Consider the following 16444-nt stretch of genomic DNA (forward strand, 5'->3'; position numbering starts at 1 on the left):
CTTGAGCCGGTTGAACGCGTGGACGGCACACGGGACACTGGATGCGTCAATGCCAGGGTGGAGCCGTCCACCCTACGCTCTGCTGCAAAACGCAGTGGGACGCGACAAACCAATTACAAGAACAGTTTATAGACCGGATTGCTGCTCTCGTCCCAATACCGGTAACCGAGCGTCGCCAGGAACTGGCGGAATTCGTCCATCTCCCCGCTGGGTACCTGCAGGCCGACCAGGATGCGCCCGACGTCGCCGCCCTGGTTGCGGTAATGGAAGAGCGAGATGTTCCAGTTCGGCGCCATGCTGTCGAGGAAGCGCATCAGGGCGCCGGGGCGCTCGGGGAACTCGAAGCGGTACAGCAGCTCGTCCTGCGCGAGCGAACTCTTGCCGCCGACCAGGTGGCGCACGTGCAGCTTGGCCAGCTCGTCGTGGGTCAGGTCGAGGGTCGGGAAATCGTGCTGCTCGAAGGTGTGCGCGAGCAGGCCCGACTCCCCGCGGCTGCCGACCTGGACGCCGACGAAGATGTGGGCCTGGTGCGCGTCGCTGATGCGGTAGTTGAATTCGGTGACGTTGCGCGGACCGATCAGCGAACAGAAGCGGCGAAAGCTCCCGCGCTGCTCGGGGATGGTGACGGCGAACACGGCTTCGCGCGCCTCGCCCAGTTCGGCGCGCTCGGCAACGAAGCGCAGGCGATCGAAATTCATGTTGGCGCCGCAGGCGATCGCCACCAGGGTTTCGTTGCGGATCGGCTGGCGGCTCATCTGCGAACGCTCGACATAGGCCTTGGCGCCGGCCACGGCCAGCGCGCCGGCCGGTTCCAGGATGCTGCGCGTGTCCTGGAACACGTCCTGGATCGCCGCGCACAGCGCATCGGTGTCGACCAGGATGATTTCGTCGACCACCTCCTTGGCCAGGCGGAAGGTTTCTTCGCCGACCAGGCGCACCGCGGTGCCGTCCGAGAACAGGCCGACGTCGGGCAGGGTGACGCGTTCGCCGGCCTTCAGGCTCCTGGCCATCGCATCCGAATCGACGGTCTGCACGCCGATGACGCGGATGTCCGGCCGCACCGCCTTGACATAGGCGCCGATGCCCGAGATCAGGCCGCCGCCGCCGATGGCGACAAAAATCGCGTGGATCGGTGCCGCATGCTGGCGCAGGATTTCCATGGCGATCGTGCCCTGGCCGGCGATCACGTCGGGATCGTCGAAGGGGTGGACGAAGGTCAGTCTCTGTTCGCGTTCCAGCGTGATCGCGTGGTTGTAGGCGTCCGTGTACGAGTCGCCGTGCAGTACCACCTCGACCGCGGCGCCGCCGCGCGCCTTGACGGCGTCGATCTTGACCTGCGGGGTGGTGGTCGGCATCACGATCAGGGCGCGGCAGCCGAGGCGGGCGGCGGACAGCGCCACGCCCTGGGCGTGGTTGCCGGCCGAGGCGCAAATGACGCCGCGCTGGAGGGCTTCGTTCGATAAATGCGCCATCTTGTTGTAGGCGCCGCGCAGCTTGAAGCTGAACACGCTCTGCATGTCCTCGCGCTTGAACAGGATGCGGTTGCCGAAGCGCTGGGAGAGGGTGGGGGCGAGTTCGAGCGGGGTTTCCTGCGCGACATCGTAGACGCGGGCGGTCAGGATTTTCTTGAGGTAGTCGGTGGTCATGGTCGGGTCGGATGCGTGGTCAAAAGCGGGCAAGCGCGCTCGTGTGGGTGGGCGGCCGGTGTCCTGGTTCCTGTGACGCGAGACTGGATTTCCCGATGGGTGACCGGGGCTTGCAGTGCGATTGCGTCGAGCCGGGTTGCAGCTCGTCGTATCGTGTCGGGGCGGTGGATTTTCCTCATTATAATAAACGCCTTCTCACTTTACATTTGGACCGATGATCGAAACCGCTGTCCTCTGGCTGCTCAAGGTCCTCGCCGCACCCACAGTCGGGCTCACATCGGTCTTCGTCATCAGCTTCGTCTCGGCCACGCTGGTGCCGCTCGGTTCCGAGCCGGCCGTATTCGCGGTCGTCAAGGCCAACGAGGCGATGTTCTGGCCCGCGATCATCGTCGCCACCATCGGCAACACGCTGGGCGGCGCGCTGGACTACTTCCTCGGCTACCGCGCGAAGATCGCGTTCGCCAAGGAGCGCCAGAGCCGCTGGTTCGGCTGGCTGGCGAAATATGGCTCGAAGACCATGCTGTTGTCCTGGCTGCCCGGCATCGGCGACCCGCTGTGCACGCTCGCCGGCTGGCTGCACCTGCCGTTCTGGTCGAGCGTGATGTACATGGCGATCGGCAAGTTCGGGCGCTATCTCACCATGACCCTGGTGCTGCTGTACGTGCCGGACGGCTTCTGGCGCAGCGTGGGCGACATGATTACCGGCATCACCGGCTGACGCATCACTGGTTGAGATTTGGGCTGCGGGTGTCCTGCATTGATTTTCCCTTCCCGCAAGTCAAACCGTGCAAATCTTATTTGCACGGGAGCCCATCCATGCACATTTTGTTGCGTGGCCACCGATGGCGAAAAAGCCTGAGCCCAGCATTGTGCGGCGCAATAAGCTAGAATGATTGTCCTTCGGGCCAGACCATTGTTTGATCTATCATGAACGCCCCAGCACACATCCATACCCTCCTGGCCGACAACGCGCCGGCGCGGCTGCGCGAAATTCCCTACAACTACACCTCGTTCTCCGACCGCGAAATCGTCATTCGCCTGCTCGGCGAATCCTCGTGGCAGCTGCTCGACGAGCTGCGCGGCGCACGCCAGACCGGGCGTTCGGCGCGCATGCTGTACGAGGTGCTGGGCGACATCTGGGTGGTGCGGCGCAATCCGTATTTGCAGGACGACCTGCTGGACAACCCGAAGCGGCGCCAGAAGCTGATCGATGCCTTGCACCACCGGCTGGCCGAAGTCGACAAGCGCCGCCTGACGGTCGATGCGCACGAGGGCGATGCCGCCCTGTCCGCGTCGCGCAGCAACGCCGTCGAACAGTTGCTCGCTGCTGCACGCCGCGCCGTCGACGATTTCGGGCGCGAGTTCCGCGAGATGTACGACCTGCGCAAGCGCGCGCGTTCCGTGCTCGGTGCCTACACCGACAAACGCAACATCCGCTTCGACGGCATGCACCGCGTCTCGCACGTCACCGACGCCACCGACTGGCGCGTCGAATACCCCTTCCTGGTGCTGGTGCCCGACAGCGAAGAAGAGATGGCCGGCCTGGTGAAGGGCTGCATCGAGCTGGGCCTGACGATCATCCCGCGCGGCGGCGGCACCGGCTACACGGGCGGCGCGATCCCGCTGACCAGCATGTCGGCCGTGATCAACACGGAAAAACTCATCGGCCTGGGCGAAGTCGAGATGACGCGCCTGCCGGGCGTGGACCGCGACTACGCGACCATCCACACGGGCGCCGGCGTGGTCACCCAGCAGGTCTCGCAGGCGGCCGAAAAGGCCGGCTTCGTGTTCGCGGTCGACCCGACCTCGGCCCACGCTTCCTGCATCGGCGGGAATATCGCCATGAACGCGGGCGGCAAGAAAGCCGTGCTGTGGGGCACGGCGCTGGATAACCTCGCTTCCTGGCGCATGGTCGACCCGAACGGCGACTGGCTGGAGATCACGCGCCTCGAGCACAACCTCTCCAAAATCCACGACGCGCCGACCGCCGTGTTCAAGCTGGAATGGACGCACCCGTCGACCAGGGGCGCGCCGAAGGGACAACCGTTCCGCACCGAAACGCTGACCATCCCCGGCCGCAAGTTCCGCAAGGAAGGCCTGGGGAAAGACGTCACCGACAAATTCCTCTCCGGCCTGCCGGGCATCCAGAAAGAGGGCACCGACGGCCTGATCACCTCGGCGCGCTGGATCCTGCACAAGATGCCGAAGTTCACCCGCACCGTGGCGCTGGAATTCTTCGGCCAGGCGCGCGATGCGATCCCGTCGATCGTCGAAATCAAGGATTACCTGGATGGGCTGCCCAAGAACGGCAAGCCCGAGTTCGCAACCCTGCGCCTGGCCGGCCTGGAGCACCTCGACGAGCGCTACCTGCGCGCGGTCGGCTATGCCACCAAGTCCAAGCGCGGCACCTTGCCGAAGATGGCGCTGTTCGGCGACATCGTCGGCGACGACGAAAATGCGGTGGCGCTCGCCGCCTCGGAAGTGGTGCGCATCGCCAATACCCGTGTGGGCGAAGGCTTTGTCGCGGTCAGCCCCGAAGCGCGTAAAAAATTCTGGCTCGACCGTGCCCGCACGGCGGCCATCGCCCGTCACACCAACGCCTTTAAAATCAACGAAGACGTCGTCATTCCGCTGAACCGGATGGACGAGTACACCGATGGCATCGAGCGCATCAACATCGAGCTGTCGATCCGCAACAAGCTGCAATTGGTGGGCGAACTGCAGGCCTACCTGTCGAGCGGCCACCTGCCGCTGGAAAAGAGCGACGACGCCACCGGCGACGGGGTCGCGCGCGACGAGATCATGGGCGACCGCCCGGAGCAGGCGCTAGCGCTGGTAGAGGCGGTGCGCGCGCGCTGGACCTATGTGCTGGCGAACCTCGACCAGAAGCTGGCCGACGCCCACCACCAGCTCGATGCGCTCGGCTTCGGCCACCTGCTGGGCCTGATCGACAACCGCATCGGCAACGACCCCGACGCGCTTCTTTTCGACGTGGTCCAGGACCATACGCTGCGCGTGTCGTGGAAGCAGGAACTGCGCGCGCCGCTGCGCCAGATCTTCAACGGCGCCGCCTACAAATGCATCCTCGAGGAGTGCACGGCGATCCACAAGCGGGTGCTGCGCTCGCGCGTGTTCGTGGCCCTGCACATGCACGCCGGCGACGGCAACGTCCACACGAATTTACCCGTCAACTCCGATGACTACGCCATGCTGCAGGACGCCCACCAGGCGGTCGAGCGCATCATGAAGCTCGCCCGTTCGCTCGACGGCGTGATCTCCGGCGAGCACGGCATCGGCATCACCAAGCTCGAATTCCTGAAGGACGAAGAGATCCAGGAATTCCGCGACTACAAACTCCGGGTCGACCCGGAAGGGCGTTTCAACAAGGGCAAGCTGCTCAATCTGCAGGAAGCCCACGCCGACCTGCGCAACGCCTATACGCCGTCGTTCGGCCTGATGGGCCACGAATCGCTGATCATGCAGCAGAGCGACATCGGGGAAATCGCCAATTCGATCAAGGACTGCCTGCGCTGCGGCAAGTGCAAACCGGTGTGCACCACCCACGTGCCGCAGTCGAATCTGCTGTACTCGCCGCGCGACAAGATCCTCGCCACGTCCGCCCTGATCGAAGCCTTCCTCTACGAAGAGCAGACCCGGCGCGGCGTGTCGATCCGCCACTGGGAAGAGTTCGAGGACGTGTCGGACCACTGCACGGTCTGCCACAAGTGCGTGACGCCTTGCCCGGTGAACATCGACTTCGGCGACGTCTCGATGAACATGAGAAATCTGCTGCGCAAGATGGACAAGCGCAGTTTCAAGCCGGTCAATCGCGCGGCGATGTTCTTCCTGAACGCGACCGACCCGACCACGATCAACGCCACCCGTGCGGCCATGGTCGGCGTCGGCTTCAAAGCCCAGCGCCTCGGCAACCGCCTGCTGAAGAATTTCGCGAAGGACCAGACCGCGGCGCCGCCGCCGACCACCGGCAAGCCGCCCGTGCGCGAGCAGGTCATCCATTTCATTAACAAGAAAATGCCGGGCAACCTGCCGAAGAAGACGGCGCGCGCGCTGCTCGACATCGAGGACGACAAGGTCATCCCGATCATCCGCAACCCGAAGGCGACCAATGCCGACAGCGAAGCGGTGTTCTATTTCCCCGGCTGCGGTTCCGAGCGCCTGTTTTCGCAAGTGGGCCTGGCGACCCAGGCCATGCTGTGGGAAGTCGGCGTGCAAACCGTGCTGCCGCCGGGCTACCTGTGCTGCGGCTATCCGCAGCGCGGTGCCGGCCAGTACGACAAGGCCGACAAGATGATGACGGACAACCGCGTGCTGTTCCACCGCATGGCGAATACCCTGAACTACCTCGACATCAAGACGGTCCTGGTGTCCTGCGGCACCTGCTACGACCAGCTCGCGACCTACGAGTTCGAGAAGATCTTCCCGGGCTGCCGCATCATGGACATCCACGAATACCTGCTGGAAAAGGGCGTGAAACTGGAAGGCGTCTCGGGTACGCGCTACATGTACCACGACCCCTGCCATACGCCGATGAAGATGCAGGATTCGATCAAAACCGTGAACGCGCTGGTCCAGACTTTCGATAATGTGAAAATCGAGAAGAACGATCGCTGCTGCGGCGAATCGGGCACCTTCGCCGTGACCCGTCCCGACATCGCGACCCAGGTGCGCTACCGCAAGGAAAGCGAAGTCGAGAAGGGCGCCGCCAAGCTGCGCGCCGACGGCTTCGATGGCGAAGTCAAAGTGCTGACCAGCTGCCCGTCCTGCCTGCAAGGCCTGTCGCGCTACAATGGCGACGCCGGCACCTCGGCCGACTACATCGTGGTCGAGATCGCCAAGCACCTGCTGGGCGAAAACTGGCTGCCGGACTATGTGGCACGCGCCAACAATGGCGGCATCGAAAGGGTACTGGTGTGAACGTGGAAGATTGCGAACTGTGTGCGCTGGCTCTGCCGACGGTGTATGCAGACAATAAACTGTCGGTCATCATCGTCGACGACGCCAACTATCCCGGCTTTTGCCGCGTGATCTGGCGCGACCATGTGCGCGAGATGAGCGACCTGGCCCGGGAAGACCGCCTGTACCTGAACGAAGTCGTCTTCCACGTCGAACAGGCGATACGCGAGACGATGGCGCCGACCAAGGTCAATGTGGCCAGCCTGGGCAACGTGGTGCCGCACCTGCACTGGCATGTCATTCCGCGTTACGAGGACGACGCCCAGTTCCCGGCCCCGGTGTGGGCCGCGGCCGTGCGCCAGACCGACGAATCCGTATTGGCGGCGCGCCGCGAGCAGCTGCCGCACCTGCGCGATACCATCGCGCAACGCCTGCAAACACTGTAAAGAGGCACCTCATGCCAAATCCGACCGAACTGACCGTCCACCAGAAATCCCGCCTGCTCGACATCGCTTTCGATGACGGCAGCGCGTTTTCGATTCCGTTCGAGCTGATGCGTGTGTATTCGCCCTCGGCCGAAGTGAAGGGCCATGGCGCCGGCCAGGAAGTGCTGCAAGTAGGCAAGCGCGAAGTCGGCATCCGCGGCGTCGAGCCGGTCGGCAACTACGCCGTCAAACCGCTGTTCACCGACGGCCACGATAGCGGCATCTATACCTGGGACTACCTGTACAAGCTGGGCAAGGAGCACGATGCCCTGTGGGCCGACTACATGGCGCGCCTGCACGCGGCAGGCTTCGAAGGCGACAGCGGGCGCGCACCGGGCACGGTGCTGCCGGGCGCGCCGGTGCGTACCGGCGGTTGCGGCGGGCACAGCCACTAAACAAGTCGCCGCGCGCTCTAGCGGCGTGCTGCGGGCCTGATCTCGGTCGTCTGGTGAAACGTGTTTTTCCAGCCGTCCGGCTGGCGCACCCAGACCCGTACATAGCGTCCCCGAAATAATTTGGCGCCGGGGACCGCATCCTGGCTGTGGAACACCCCGGCGGCAACGGCGGCGGCGCCGCCGTCGAGCACCTGGATCTCGGTCGATTCGTTCGCATAGGTCTGGAACCGGATGTCGCCGCGTCCCAGTGCCTGCAACAGTTCGGTCTTGCTGCGCACGCGGCCCCGGCTTTCCACGTGACGGTAGTAACGATCCATCAACTCTTGCAGGGCGGGGATGTCGCGCTGCAGGATCGCATCGGCGCGGCGTCGCTCGAGTGCCAGCAATTGTGCCTCGACGGCGCTGTCGGCCACGGCGCCCGGTATCTTCTGCGCCTCGGCGGTGGCGCTGGCGCCCGCGAACAGCTGGGCGAGCAGGAAGAGTACGCTATACGCCAGCAGCTTCATTGCGGCCCTTTCCGTAAGTGGTGCACCATCATAGCAGCGCCTTGCCGCAGAGGCTGGCGTCATCTTGGCATTGAAAGCGGAAACAATGCGCCTGCCGGCTGTCGCTGCCCGGCGTCGATCCGGATGCAGCGTACGGGGATTCTCGAAGCGCCGACGAGCAGCGTGTTGCCAAGCTTGCCGAAATAAAAAAGCGCCCGACAGGGCGCTTTTTGCTTGGCTAACCGCAGGGCGCCGCTCATGACGGGCCGCGCGATGACACCATCACTGCGGCTGGATGTTGGCAGCCTGCTTGCCCTTCGGGCCGGTCGTGATCTCGAAGCTCACGCGCTGGTTTTCGGCCAGCGACTTGAAGCCGGTGGAATTGATAGCCGAAAAGTGCGCGAATACGTCTTCACCACCGCCGTCCGGGGTAATGAAGCCAAAACCCTTCGCATCGTTGAACCATTTAACAGTACCGCTCGTCATGTTGTTACTCCCCTAAAGTTTATTTGTTGTATGCCTTGCTTGGGCTTACGGTGTTGAAACGTGACGCCAGCGCCGGGCTCAACAAAGCAATTTGATTATAGGCATAACTTAACAACAATGAAGCACAATACGTTGTCTTTTTGCTGTCGAGTTGGAAGTTCACGACGCCGCGGCCCAGGTCGCGCACAAAGCGTTGCCGAAGGGAATCGAAAAGCCCCGCAAACAGGACTTAATTGGCTGCGCTGGCGCTCGACAATACAGTGACCACTTCCTCGATCCGGTAGGGTTTGGCGACGATCCGGACGCCCGGCACGGCCACTTGCTGTTCGGTGTAGCCGGTTGCCAGCACGACCGGCAGTCCCGGGTAGCGCTGCTTGAGGATGGCCGCCAGGTCGATGCCGCTGACCTGGCCGGGCATGACGACGTCGGAGAACACCACGTCGGGACGGCGCGCCGCGCGCTCGAGCAGGCGCAGGGCGGCTTCGCCGTTCTCGGCCACCAGGACCTCGAAGCCGCTGTCGCCGAGCGCCCGGACCACCGCTTCGCGCACCAGCGCGTCGTCCTCCACGAACAGCACGGTGCCGCTCGCCCTGATGGGCTGCGCCGGCTCGATCGTGGCCGGCGCGCCCGGTGCGGCCTGGTCGCAGGCGCGTGCCAGGTAGAGGTCGACCCGGGTGCCGATGCCGGGAATGCTGTCGAGCACCAGGGTGCCACCGGCCTGGGCCGCGAACGCATAGGCTTGCGGCAGGCCGAGGCCGGTTCCCTGGCCGGGCGGCTTGGTCGTGTAGAAGGGGTCGAGCGCGCGCGCCATGACCTCGGGCGTCATGCCGCTGCCGGTGTCGGTCATGCTCACCAGGACATAGTCGCCGCGCGCCAGGGTGCCGTCGAGGCCGTCGTGCTCGACGTTGCGGGCCTGCAGGCGCAGCGTGCCGCCGGCGGCCATGGCGTCGCGCCCGTTCAGGGCCAGGTTGAGCAGGGCCACGTCGAATTGCAGCGGCTCGAGCGCGACAGGCCACACGTCTTTCTCGCAATGCACCTCGACCACGACATCGTTGCGCAGCGACCCTTTCATGAGCTGGACCGCGCTGTGGATCTGTTCGCAGATGTCGACCGTCGTCACGCGGGCTTCCTGCTGGCGGCCGAAGGAACCGAGCTGGCCGGTCAGCGCCGTGGCCCGCGTCACCGTGCGCTGGCAGGTCTGGATCAGGCTCTTGACCTTTTCCTCGCGCGTGCTGAAGGCGGCCAGCTGCAGCGCCGTGGTCAGGGTTTGCAGCAGGTTGTTGTATTCGTGGGCAATGCCGCCGGTCAGGCGCCCGAGCGCTTCGAGCTTCTGGTTTTTCAGCAGGGCCGTCTGCGCCCGTTCGGTGGCGGCGATCGCGGTGGCAACGCGCGCCTCCATGTCGCTCTGCGCATGGCGGATGCGGGTGCTGGCCTCGGCCAGGCCCTGTGCCACCTTGTCGAGTTCGGCCCATCCAAGCGGCCGGTAAGGCACGTCCACGCCTTCGCCAAGTGCACGCGCGCTGTCGCCGAGCGTCTCGATCGAAGCGATCGCGCGGTTGGCGAAACGGCGCGCGGCCACCAGTCCGACCAGGAGCAGCAAGGCCATCAAGCCGCCGAGGAGGGCAGCCGCGCGCAACGGCCCCTGGCGCAGCTCGCTCGTCGGCGTACTCAGCAACACTTTCCAGTCGACGCCCGGCACGGTGCTGGCGAACACGCGCGAATTGATGCCGTCGATGGTCGGGGCCTGGTACATCGTTTCCTTGACATGCGCGACCTTGGCGAACGACGAAGCGCGCATCGGCTTGCCGACGTAGCGTTCGGGCGCGCGCGTCCGCGCCACGATGATGCCGTTGCGGTCGACGACGCTCGCGAGCCAGGTCGGGGGCAGGTGTTGGCGCAATAACAGGCTTTGCAGGGAGCTGACGCTGAGCGCCATCGACAGGTGATAACGCAAGGAATTGTTGACGATGACGGGTACCTGGATCGCGAAATCCTTCCGCTTGGCGACCTGCCCGGTAAACAAGTCCGACACAGCGCGCGATCCGCGCCATAGCGCGCCTGCAAGGCGGCGATGTTCGAGGCATTCCTGGTCGGCAGCTCGCTGCCGAAAGGGCGGCGCGTATTGAGCAGCTGGCGCGACTCCAGGTCGAACAGGATAACGGCCGAGCCCGGCGGTGGCACGACATTCCTGGCGTGGGCGTAAAAGTCTTGCAGGCGGCCTTCGGCCAGTGCCGGCGAGACCGCCAGGGCGCGCAGCACTTCTTCCCTTTTCTCGAGCTCGTTATCGACCAGCAGCGCCATGGCACGCGCGGTTTCCGCCATGCTGCGGTCCTGCGCCCGTTGGGCGTCGCGGTAAACGTAGGCCACGGCCAGCGCCGACGCGATAAACGAGGGAATCAGTACGGACAGGACAAGCAGGAGGAAACGGGTCCTGGTTCGCATCGGAATGGAGATTGCCAGTAGGAAATTCAGGAGAGAAAAGAATTATACAAGAGTCAACAGGGAATTGCCGCACGCATGGGCTTGCCGTCCCCGGACTACGGTGGTCGCCCGCTGCCGCTTGTATAATGCGACAAGATCAAACAGGCCCCTATTTATGACCAATACCACCCATTTCGGCTACAAGACCGTTTCCGAGGACGAGAAGGTCCACGAAGTCGCCAAGGTTTTCCATTCCGTGGCGGCGAAATACGATGTCATGAACGACCTGATGTCCGGCGGCCTGCACCGCATCTGGAAGACCTTCACCATCGCCCAGGCGGGCGTGCGTCCGGGCTTCAAGGTACTCGACATCGCCGGCGGTACCGGCGATTTGTCGAAGGCTTTCGCGAAGCAGGCGGGGCCGAGCGGGGAGGTGTGGCTGACCGACATTAACGAATCGATGCTGCGCGTGGGGCGCGACCGTCTATTGAATAAAGGACTAGTGACCCCAACCTTGCTGTGTGACGCCGAAAAACTGCCGTTCCCGGACAATTATTTCGACCGGGTCAGCGTGGCTTTTGGCTTGCGCAACATGACGCACAAGGACCAGGCGCTGGCGGAAATGCGCCGCGTACTGAAACCCGGCGGCAAGCTGCTGGTGCTGGAATTCTCGAAAGTGGCGGCGCCGTTGCAGAAGCCCTACGACGTGTACTCGTTCTCGGTGCTGCCATGGCTGGGCCAGCGCATCGCCAACGATGCCGAGAGTTACCGTTACCTGGCCGAGTCGATCCGCATGCATCCGGACCAGGAAACGCTCAAGGGCATGATGCAGGAGGCGGGCCTGGAGCGCGTGCAGTACTTCAACCTGACGGCAGGCGTAGCAGCTTTGCATACTGGTATCAAACTTTAAGGGGACACCAATGAAAAAATTCCTGGTCATTGCCATGCTGGCGCTCACCACCACCGCGATGGTGGCCGAAGCCGTTGCGCGCCCGATGGGCGGCAAGCGTTCGTTCGGCCGCCAGTCGCAGGCGGTCCGCCAGATGCCGGCACCAGCCCCGGCCGCGCCCATGAATCGCCAGCAGGCCGCCCCGGCGCCAGCCGCTCCGGTCGCCGGTGCCGCCGCCGGCGCTGCCGGTGCGCGCGCCGCTGCCACCCAGCGTCCGAGCATGTGGAAAGGCCTGCTCGGCGGCGCGCTGCTCGGCCTCGGCCTGGGCGCGCTGTTCTCGCACCTCGGCATCGGCGGCGCCATGGCGTCCTTCCTCTCGGCCGTCTTGATGATCGCGCTGCTGGCGCTGGCCGTGATGTTCATCGTGCGCATGTTCCGCCGCAAGGACACGCCGGCCAATGCCCAGTTCAAGGGCGGCTTCGGCCAGCCCGCTGCGGCCGGCGCCGGCGGCGGCACCCCTGCCATCGGTTCCGGCCTGGGCCACCAGCCGAGCGCTTTCCAGGGCAACGTTTCCGGCGTGTCGCTGAACAAGCCGGGTGCCGACGCAGCCGCTGCCCAGCACACGCCATGGGGCGTGCCGGGCGACTTCGATACCGACGCCTTCCTGCGCCATGCCAAGTCTTCCTTCATCCGGATGCAGGCGGCCTGGGACAAGGGCGACGTCGCCGACCTGCGCGAGTTCACGACGCCCGAGGTGTTTGCCGAGCTGAAAATGCAGATCGCCGAGCGCGGCGCGAATGCCGACTTCACCGACGTCGTGTCGATCGACGCCCAGCTGCTGGGGATCGAAACGACCGCCAGCGACTACCTGGCCAGCGTCCAGTTCAACGGCATGATCCGTACCGCACCGAATGCACCGGCCGAGCCGTTCGCCGAAGTGTGGAACATGGAAAAGCCAATGGCGGGCAATACCGGCTGGGTGCTGGCCGGTATCCAGCAGCTCACCCAATAAGGTTTGTAATACGCTGGTGCAATAATTTTTTGCAAAGTTTCCTGTGCGCCCGGGTTTGTGCCGGGCAAACTGGTAAGATCAAGGCCGCCCGCGTCACAACGGGCGGTTTTGTTTTTTAGCGAACCACTGCCATGCTCCCCAACGTCTCACTGCTCGCACCGCAAGCTGCCCTGACGGCCTCCGCCGTCGCCACGATCAACCACCTGCTGGCCGGGGAGGACTGGGCGCGCGCGTCGCTGCGCCGCCATGCCGGCAAACTCGCCTGCATCGACACCGGGCACCTCCAATTGCGCCTGCGCGTGGCAGCCGACGGCTTGCTCGAAGCAGGGGAGGCCGCGCAAGTGCCGAACGTCACCATCCACGTCAAGCTGGCCGACCTGCCGCTGATCGCGCAGAACCGCGACCGCGCGTTTTCCTATGTGCGCATCGAAGGCGATGCCGAGTTCGCGAACACGATCTCCAGCCTCAGCCGCGGCCTGCGCTGGGAGCCCGAGCACGACCTCGAGCGCCTGTTCGGCAGCATCGCGGCCAATCGCATTGCCGGCGGCGCCCGCAGTGCGGTGTCCAACCTGCGCAGCAGCGGCCGCCGCCTGGCCGAGAACCTGGCCGAATTCCTGGTCGAGGAGCGCCCGGTGCTGGCGCGCCCGAGCCAGGTCGAGGAGTTCGGCGCCGATGTGGTGCGCCTGCGCGACGACGTCGAGCGCGCCACCAAGCGGGTCGCGCGCCTGGAAAGCCTGCTGGCCCAACAGGCAGCGAGCAAGCTGCCGCCGCAACTTCCCGCGCCGCCCGAGCCGGTCGCCCTCATTCCGACAACCCGCCCGAGCGGGGACTCCACCCTGGACAGCTGATGATATTGAAATTCCTGCGCCTGCTTAAAATCTTCACGGTCGCAACCAAGTACGGCCTCGATGAAATCGCCATGTCCGGCTTCGATGCGCCGCGCACGGCGCGCCTGGTCAGCGGCATGTTTTTCTGGCGTCGGCGCATCACCACCCCGCGCGCGATCCGCCTGCGCCTCGCCCTGGAAGAGCTGGGCCCGATCTTCATCAAGTTCGGCCAGGTGCTGTCGACCCGGCGCGACCTGATGCCGCAAGATATCGCCGATGAACTGTCGCTGTTGCAAGACCGGGTGCCGCCTTTCGATTCGGCGCTGGCGATTGCCCAGATTACCGCATCGCTCGGCGCCCACCCGGACCAGCTGTTTGCCAGCTTCGATCCGGTGCCGGTGGCCTCGGCCTCGATCGCCCAGGTCCACTTCGCCACGCTGAAGAACGGCAAGCAGGTGGCGGTCAAGGTGCTGCGTCCGGGCATGAAGAAAACCATCGACGAAGACATCGCACTGATGTTCATGGCGACCGGCCTGATCGAACGGCTGTGGGCCGAGAGCCGGCGCCTGAAGCCGCGCGAAGTCGTCGCCGAGTTCGACAAATACCTGCACGACGAGCTCGACCTGATGCGCGAGGCGGCCAACGCCGCCCAGCTGCGCCGCAATTTCGCCGATTCGGACTTGCTGCTGGTGCCCGAAATGTACTGGGACTATTGCTCCAGCAGTGTGATCGTCATGGAACGCATGAACGGCATCCCGGTGTCCCAGCTCGACCGCCTGGCGGCCGAAGGCGTCGACCTGAAAAAGCTCTCCAGCGACGGCGTCGAGATCTTTTTCACCCAGGTCTTCCGCGACGGCTTCTTCCACGCGGACATGCACCCCGGTAACATCCTGGTGTCGGTCGAACCCGAGACCTTCGGGCGCTACATCGCGCTCGACTTCGGCATCGTCGGCACCCTGAACGACTTCGACAAGGATTACCTGTCGCAGAATTTCCTCGCCTTCTTCCGGCGCGACTACAAGCGCGTGGCCGAGGCCCATATCGAGTCGGGCTGGGCGCCGCGCAATACCCGCGTCGACGAGCTGGAGTCGGCCGTGCGCGCCTGCTGCGAACCGATCTTCGACCGTCCGTTGAAGGACATCTCCTTCGGCCAGATTTTATTGCGCCTGTTCCAGACCTCGCGCCGCTTCAATGTCGAGGTCCAGCCGCAACTCGTGCTGCTGCAAAAGACCTTATTGAACATCGAAGGCCTGGGGCGCCAGCTCGACCCCGACCTCGACCTGTGGAAGACGGCGAAACCCTACCTGGAGCGCTGGATGGGCGAGCAGGTCGGCTGGCGCGGCCTGGTCGAGAAACTCAAGGACGAGGCGCCGCGCTACGCCCATATCTTCCCGCAACTGCCGCGCCTGGTGCACCGCGCCCTCGAACAGCAAGCGCACCCGCACCTGGCCACCCATGAGCTGCTCAGCATGCTGGTGGTCGAGCAGCGCCGCACCAACCGGCTGATCGGTTTCGTGGCCTGGCTGGCCGGTGGCGTCGCCTCGGGCATCATTGTCGCCGCCTTGCTGACACGCTACGGCGCTCCCTTCTAGCCATGCCCGAGTTCAGCAGCCGCGACCCGCTTGCGCCCGGCTTCTGGGACGAACGCTTCGACGCCGGCTTCACGCCCTGGGACCGCGGCGGCGTGCCCGCGGCCCTGCGCGACTTCGTGGCGCGCGCGCCGGCGCGCACGGCCCTGATTCCCGGCTGCGGCAATGCGTATGAACTGGCGCACTTGCTGGAAGCCGGCTGGGACGCGACCGCCATCGATTTCTCCCCGAGCGCTGTCAGCCGTGCACGCCAGGTGGTCGGCCGCTGGGCCGCGCACGTGGTCGAGGCCGACTTTTTTGCGTGGGAGCCGCAGCGCCCGCTCGACCTGATCTACGAGCGCGCTTTTCTCTGCGCGATGCCGCCCAGCATGGGGCCGCAAGTGGCGGCGCGCTGGGCCGCCTTGCTGCCGCCGGGCGGCTTGCTCGCAGGCTTCTTTTATTTTGGGGAGTCGCCGAAAGGTCCGCCCTTCGGTATCGCCAGGGCAAGGCTGCAGGAGTTGCTCGCGCCCCATTTCGCACTGGTGGAAGAGGCGTCCGTTACCGATTCGCTGCCGGTGTTCGAGGGCAGGGAGCGCTGGATGGTCTGGCGCCGCCGCTAGCGGCCGGCACGCCGCGGTTGGGCAAAAAAAATGCCCGCATGCGCGGGCTATGTAAATACAGCGTTCTTGTACGGCCATGCGGCGATGCGAAGATCGCGCCAACTTCTGTTTCTTGATCGTCCGCCCGGCAGGGCCAAGCCCGTCGGAAGCGTCTGTTCAGGGCTGCTATTTAAGCATATAGTTGACTAACGGCAAACTGAACCTTGCAGGATGCTGACGAAAAACAACACTCAGCGTGTCCGCCCCGGCCCCTGTCTTGCCCCGCGTGCCACGGGACGGCTGCCCGCCATGCATGCGCTCGCCGGCCTTTCCCCGGAATCGGCAACGCCCTCCCTAAAAGCTTTATAATTCAGGGTTTTGAAGATTTTTGCGGAGTATCAAATGCCGATTTACGCCTACCGCTGCGAAGAATGCGGATTTTCCAAAGATGTACTGCAAAAAATTTCCGACCCGGTCCTGACCGACTGCCCGAGCTGTGGCAAGAGCGCCTTCAAGAAACAGGTGACTGCCGCCGGCTTCCAGCTCAAGGGTAGCGGCTGGTATGTCACCGATTTCCGCGGCGGCAAAGCGCCGGCGACGGGCACGGCGCCGGCCGCCACGTCCGGCGCACCCGCTGCCGCCGCGTCGGACGCCGGTACCAGTACCGCAGCGGCCGCCGCGCCTGCGGCCGACAAGAGCGCCTCCTGATGGGAGCAC

The 16444-nt window shown here is 64.8% G+C and carries 14 protein-coding genes; 10 read left to right on the forward strand and 4 right to left on the reverse strand.

Annotation, left to right across the window (positions count from 1 at the left end):
* Positions 1-113: 113 nt before the first annotated feature.
* Complete coding sequence (gene ilvA, locus ACFPAH_RS00160) at positions 114-1646, reverse strand: threonine ammonia-lyase, biosynthetic (RefSeq protein ID WP_379739204.1); 1533 nt, start codon at positions 1644-1646, stop codon at positions 114-116.
* 214 nt (positions 1647-1860) lie between these two features.
* On the opposite strand from ilvA, the gene ACFPAH_RS00165 reads away from it, so the two are divergent.
* From ACFPAH_RS00165 to ACFPAH_RS00180, 4 genes are all read left to right on the forward strand, one after another.
* Entirely contained in the window at positions 1861-2364 is a 504-nt protein-coding gene (locus ACFPAH_RS00165; protein WP_379738804.1) for a YqaA family protein, read from the forward strand.
* Positions 2365-2573: 209 nt separating this feature from the next.
* Complete coding sequence (locus tag ACFPAH_RS00170; RefSeq protein ID WP_379738807.1) at positions 2574-6581, forward strand: DUF3683 domain-containing protein; 4008 nt, start codon at positions 2574-2576, stop codon at positions 6579-6581.
* Positions 6578-7006: an HIT family protein gene (locus tag ACFPAH_RS00175; protein ID WP_379738811.1), complete on the forward strand. Its 429-nt coding sequence runs from the start codon at positions 6578-6580 to the stop codon at positions 7004-7006. Before ACFPAH_RS00170 ends, ACFPAH_RS00175 begins: the two co-directional genes overlap by 4 nt.
* Positions 7007-7017: 11 nt before the next feature.
* Complete coding sequence (locus tag ACFPAH_RS00180; RefSeq protein ID WP_379738814.1) at positions 7018-7440, forward strand: gamma-butyrobetaine hydroxylase-like domain-containing protein; 423 nt, start codon at positions 7018-7020, stop codon at positions 7438-7440.
* Positions 7441-7457: 17 nt separating this feature from the next.
* Here ACFPAH_RS00180 and ACFPAH_RS00185 read toward each other — a convergent pair whose 3' ends face one another.
* The 3 genes from ACFPAH_RS00185 to ACFPAH_RS00195 form a co-directional block, all read right to left on the reverse strand.
* Positions 7458-7946, reverse strand: a complete 489-nt coding sequence (locus tag ACFPAH_RS00185) for a nuclear transport factor 2 family protein (RefSeq protein WP_379738817.1) — start codon at positions 7944-7946, stop codon at positions 7458-7460.
* Positions 7947-8207: 261 nt separating this feature from the next.
* Positions 8208-8411: a cold-shock protein gene (locus tag ACFPAH_RS00190; RefSeq protein WP_379738821.1), complete on the reverse strand. Its 204-nt coding sequence runs from the start codon at positions 8409-8411 to the stop codon at positions 8208-8210.
* Between the two features lie 229 nt (positions 8412-8640).
* On the reverse strand, positions 8641-10443 hold the full coding sequence (locus tag ACFPAH_RS00195; RefSeq protein WP_379738824.1) for a response regulator: 1803 nt from the start codon (positions 10441-10443) through the stop codon (positions 8641-8643).
* Between the two features lie 564 nt (positions 10444-11007).
* On the opposite strand from ACFPAH_RS00195, the gene ubiE reads away from it, so the two are divergent.
* From ubiE to ACFPAH_RS00225, 6 genes are all read left to right on the forward strand, one after another.
* Positions 11008-11742 (forward strand): bifunctional demethylmenaquinone methyltransferase/2-methoxy-6-polyprenyl-1,4-benzoquinol methylase UbiE, encoded by a 735-nt coding sequence (ubiE, locus tag ACFPAH_RS00200; protein WP_379738827.1) that lies wholly within the window; start codon positions 11008-11010, stop codon positions 11740-11742.
* A gap of 10 nt (positions 11743-11752) precedes the next feature.
* Positions 11753-12733 carry a Tim44 domain-containing protein gene (locus tag ACFPAH_RS00205; RefSeq protein ID WP_379738830.1) on the forward strand — a complete coding sequence of 327 codons (981 nt, stop codon included), beginning with the start codon at positions 11753-11755 and terminating at the stop codon, positions 12731-12733.
* Between the two features lie 131 nt (positions 12734-12864).
* Positions 12865-13581: a ubiquinone biosynthesis accessory factor UbiJ gene (locus ACFPAH_RS00210; protein ID WP_379738833.1), complete on the forward strand. Its 717-nt coding sequence runs from the start codon at positions 12865-12867 to the stop codon at positions 13579-13581.
* Entirely contained in the window at positions 13581-15152 is a 1572-nt protein-coding gene (ubiB, locus tag ACFPAH_RS00215; protein ID WP_379738836.1) for a ubiquinone biosynthesis regulatory protein kinase UbiB, read from the forward strand. Before ACFPAH_RS00210 ends, ubiB begins: the two co-directional genes overlap by 1 nt.
* A 2-nt stretch (positions 15153-15154) precedes the next feature.
* On the forward strand, positions 15155-15748 hold the full coding sequence (locus ACFPAH_RS00220; RefSeq protein WP_379738839.1) for a methyltransferase: 594 nt from the start codon (positions 15155-15157) through the stop codon (positions 15746-15748).
* Positions 15749-16129: 381 nt separating this feature from the next.
* Positions 16130-16435: an FmdB family zinc ribbon protein gene (locus ACFPAH_RS00225; RefSeq protein WP_379738842.1), complete on the forward strand. Its 306-nt coding sequence runs from the start codon at positions 16130-16132 to the stop codon at positions 16433-16435.
* Positions 16436-16444: the final 9 nt, after the last annotated feature.

The sequence above is a fragment of the Massilia sp. GCM10023247 genome (assembly GCF_042653325.1).
Taxonomy (GTDB): Bacteria; Pseudomonadota; Gammaproteobacteria; order Burkholderiales; family Burkholderiaceae_D; genus Telluria.